This is a genomic window from Pseudomonas sp. SDO5532_S415 (genome assembly GCF_054071155.1).
The window spans coordinates 1-4,286 of record NZ_JBSVWS010000284.1 but is presented as its reverse complement, the minus strand read 5'-3'; the positions used below and the strand labels follow the sequence as shown (position 1 = coordinate 4,286).

The following is a 4,286-nucleotide window of genomic DNA, read 5'->3' as shown; positions in this document are numbered from 1 at the left end:
TACAGGTGTACGCCGCCTGTGTAGGAGCTGCCGAAGGCTGCGATCTTTTCGCCCTGAGACGATCCTCGCCTTGATGTTTTCACCCTGCAACTGGTCGCTTTACATCAATCCGCCCTCCTCCCCGCCCCCTAGATTAGGTCCCACAACCAAGCCGTACCGTGCGGCGCCAGTCACCGAGGAGATCGCCCCGATGCAAAATGTCCAGAACCTCAAAGCACAAAGCTCGATCGACGGCTGGGATCATCAGGACCCGGAAGAAGCCTTCACCCTGCCCTCGCGTTACTTCTACGATGAGACCCTGTTCAAGGCCGAGCGCGACAACATTTTCATGCACGCCTGGCATGTGGCCGGGCACGTCAGCGAGTTTGCCGAGCCGGGTCAGTTCGTGGTGACGGATCTGTTCGACCAGAGCGTGGTGGTGGCGAAGAATCGTCAGGGGCAGATCCATGCGTTCCACAACGTCTGCCAGCATCGCGGCAATCGTCTGCTTGAGGAACGTCGCGGCACCACCGGCGGCGTGGTGCGTTGTGCCTATCACTCGTGGTGCTACGAAATGGACGGCAGCCTGCGCAGCGCGCCCCGTTGCGAGAAGATGAAAAACTTCGAGTTGCAGCAGTTCAACATTCCGCAGATCCGCACCGAGGAAATGGGCGGCTTCATCTACTTCAACCTCGACCCGGCGGCGCCGTCGCTGCGGGATTTGTTCCCCGGTGCCGACGAAGAAATGCGCCGGGTGTTCCCGGACCTGGCCAACATGCGCCTGATCGAAGAACAGGACGTGATCGTGCCGGCCAACTGGAAGGTGATCATGGACAACTCCATCGAGGGCTATCACTTCAAGTTGTCGGGGCCCTGCCATATCGACCTGGCCAAGCTGATCGACTTCAAGGGATACCAGCTGACCAAACGCGACAACTGGTGGACCTACATCGCCCCGGCCAACCTTACCGTGACCGAAGCCTACGGTGTGCCATTGCGCAAGGATCTCAACCCGGACGAATGCTTCTTCAACATCGGCATGTGGCCGAACAACACCTTCTACACCTTCCCGTTCTCGGAGTTCCTGGGCTCGTTCATCATGATTCCGCTGGACGCCGAGCGCTCGCTGCTGCGGTTTGGTTACTACTCCAACAATGCCGAGACCGCACAGGTCACCGAGTCCTGCATGAAGTGGATGAACGAGGACCTGGGACCGGAGGACATCGCGCTGAACATCTCGGTGCAGAAAGGCCTGCATTCGCTGGGCTACGACCAGGGCCGCTACATGATCGACGCCCAGCGCAGCAACGAGAGCGAGCATCTGGTGCATCACTTTCATCGGTTGGTGTTTAACGGGATTCACGGTAAGTCCGTGATCTAAGCCAACCACAATCCCTGTGGGAGCGAGCCTGCTCGCGAAGAGGCCATAACATTCAACATCGATGTTGACTGATACACCGCTTTCGCGAGCAGGCTCGCTCCCACAAGGGATTTGTGTTGTGACCTTTCATTGAAGGAGCACCCCGAACCATGGCCAACCATGAGTTTGATTACCTGATTGTGGGCGCAGGCTCTGCGGGCTGCGTGCTGGCCAACCGCCTGGGCGAAGATCCGGCGGTGCGGATTCTGCTGCTGGAGGCCGGGCCTGCGGACAAGAGCTGGACCATCGACATGCCGTCCGCGGTGGGGATGGTGGTCGGTGGCACACGCTACAACTGGAGCTATAGCTCAGAGCCTGAACCGTACCTGGACGGTCGTCGCATCGGCACGCCGCGAGGCCGGACTCTGGGCGGTTCGTCGTCGATCAATGGCATGGTTTACATCCGCGGCCATGCCCGGGATTACGACGCCTGGGCCGAACAGGGTTGCGAAGGCTGGCGTTATCAAGAAGTGCTGCCGTATTTCAAACGTGCGCAGAACCATGCCGACGGCGCGGACGATTACCGCGGGGCGACCGGGCATCTGCATGTCACCCCCGGCGATACGCAAACGCCATTGTGCGCGGCGTTTCTCGCAGCCGGTGTCGAGGCCGGGTATGGCTTGAGCAGCGACCTGAACGGTTATCGCCAGGAAGCCTTCGGCCCGGTGGACCGCACCACCCGCAACGGCCGTCGCTGGAGCACTTCGCGCGGTTATCTGCGCGAAGCGCTGGGCCGGGGCAATGTGCAGGTGCACACCGACGCACTGGCGTTGCGCATTCTGTTCGACGACCGACGCGCCATCGGCATCGAGTACGAACAGAACGGCGAAATCCACACCGCCCAAGCCCGCCGCGAAGTGCTGCTGACCGCCGGTGCGATCAATTCCCCACAGCTGTTGCTGCTGTCTGGTGTAGGCCCGGCGGCGGAACTGCGCGACCTCGGCATCACAGTCAAACATGACCTGCCCGGTGTCGGCCGGCGCCTCAACGACCATCCCGACACCGTCGTGCAGTACCTGTGCAAGAAACCGGTGTCGCTGTATCCCTGGACCACCGCGCCGGGCAAATGGTGGATAGGCGCACGCTGGTTCGTCACCCACGACGGGCTGGCGGCGAGCAACCATTTCGAAGCCGGGGCGTTCATTCGCTCCCGGGCCGGGGTCGAACACCCCGACCTGCAACTGACCTTCATGCCGCTGGCGGTAAAACCCGGCAGTGTCGATCTGGTGCCGGACCACGCCTTCCAGATCCATATCGACCTGATGCGCCCCACCAGCCTGGGCAGCGTCACCCTCAATAGCGCCGACCCTCGACAGCCACCGCGCATCCTGTTCAATTATCTGAAAACCGAGCAGGATCGAGCTGACATGCGCGCCGGTGCGCGATTGGTGCGCGAGATCATCGCGCAACCGGCCATGGCCGCGTTCAGGGGCGAGGAACTGGTGCCCGGCCCGCACGCGCAAAGTGACGAAGCGCTGGATGCCTGGGCCAGGCAAGTCACGGAAACCGGCTACCATGCCAGCGGTACTTGCAAGATGGGGCCGTCGAGCGATGCCGAAGCGGTGGTCGACCCGCAACTGCGCGTGCATGGCCTCGATGGCTTGCGGGTGGTGGACGCTTCGATCATGCCGGTGATTGTCAGCGGCAACACCAACGCGCCGACGGTGATGATCGCGGAAAAGGCCAGCGACATGATTCGCGGCAGGCAACCCTTGCCGCCCTCCGAGGCGCCGGTATGGATTCATCCGCAATGGCAGACACGGCAACGATAGAGATCAGTCATGAGCAGTCAGTCGTCCAGTCATACAGAAAACCGATTCACCTGGCGGCGCGGCGATGTCGCGCCCATGCGCGTGGCGGTGTTGCTGTTGCCGTCGTTTTCCAACTTCGGCCTGGCCGCCGTGCTGGAGCCCTTGGCGATTGCCAACTGGTTGAGTCAGCGCCAATTGTTCCAGTGGTCGCTGTTGTCGCTCGATGGCGAGCCGGTGCAGGCCAGCAACGGCCTGACCACCGTCGCCAACGATGGTTTGAAGGCCGACCAGGGGTTTGATGTGTGCCTGGTGATTGCCAGTTTCGATGTGCACAAACACAGTCGCAATCTGGCGCTCAAGAGCTGGCTGCGCAAACAGGCACTGTTCGGCGCGGTGTTGATGGGCGTGGAAACCGGCACCGAGTTACTGGCTGCCGCTGGCGTGCTTGATGGTTATGAAGCCGCCGTGCATTGGGACAATCTGCAGGGTTTTCAGGAAAGCTATCCGCGGGTCCATGCCAAGCCTCAGCTCTACACCCTGGAACGCCAGCGCATGACCTGTGCCGGCGCGACAACGACGCTGGACATGCTGCTCGGCTGGATCGGCCAGAGCATCGACAGCGAGCTGGCACGGGAAATCGGCATGCACCTGTTGATGGGCCAGGTGCGTGCGCCGGCGGACAATCAGCTCGACGGCGGCCTGACCAACACCGGCCTGTACGGCAGCAAGATTCGCCGCGCCGTGCAGTTGATGGAAAAGGCCCTGGAGGAACCGCTGGATTGCGAGGCGATTGCCGGCCAGGTCGGGTTGTCGCGTCGGCAACTGGAGCGGCAATTCAAGCACCAGACCGGTCTGTCACCGCTCAAGTACTACATCACCTTGCGGCTGGCCAAGGCCCACAGTTTGCTGCAACAGACGCGCCTGAGCGTGGCACAAGTGGCGGCCTGTTCCGGGTTCGGTTCGCTGGAACACTTTTCCCGCACCTACCGCGCACGCTTCGGCTGTCCGCCCAGCGAAGACCGCAGCCAGGTGTGGACCGCCCCGGTGATGCGCCAGCCGCTGCGCAAGGAACAGCGGCCGACCGAAGCACAGTGATGCGATCGCTTTTCGTCGGAGTCAGGCTTGCCGGCGAAGGC

Annotated in this window: 3 protein-coding genes; all 3 read left to right on the top strand. The window is 62.0% G+C overall.

All coding sequences use genetic code 11. The features are described from left to right. Positions 1–190 precede the first annotated feature (190 nt). The 3 genes from ACW9HW_RS29140 to ACW9HW_RS29130 all read left to right on the top strand — a co-directional run bounded on the left by ACW9HW_RS29140 (position 191) and on the right by ACW9HW_RS29130 (position 4,245). Positions 191–1,360, top strand: a complete 1,170-nt coding sequence (locus ACW9HW_RS29140; RefSeq protein WP_095197401.1) for an aromatic ring-hydroxylating oxygenase subunit alpha — start codon at positions 191–193, stop codon at positions 1,358–1,360. Between the two features lie 149 nt (positions 1,361–1,509). Next, complete coding sequence (locus tag ACW9HW_RS29135; RefSeq protein WP_095197400.1) at positions 1,510–3,171, top strand: choline dehydrogenase; 1,662 nt, start codon at positions 1,510–1,512, stop codon at positions 3,169–3,171. 9 nt (positions 3,172–3,180) lie between these two features. After that, entirely contained in the window at positions 3,181–4,245 is a 1,065-nt protein-coding gene (locus ACW9HW_RS29130) for a GlxA family transcriptional regulator (RefSeq protein ID WP_095197399.1), read from the top strand. Positions 4,246–4,286: the final 41 nt, after the last annotated feature.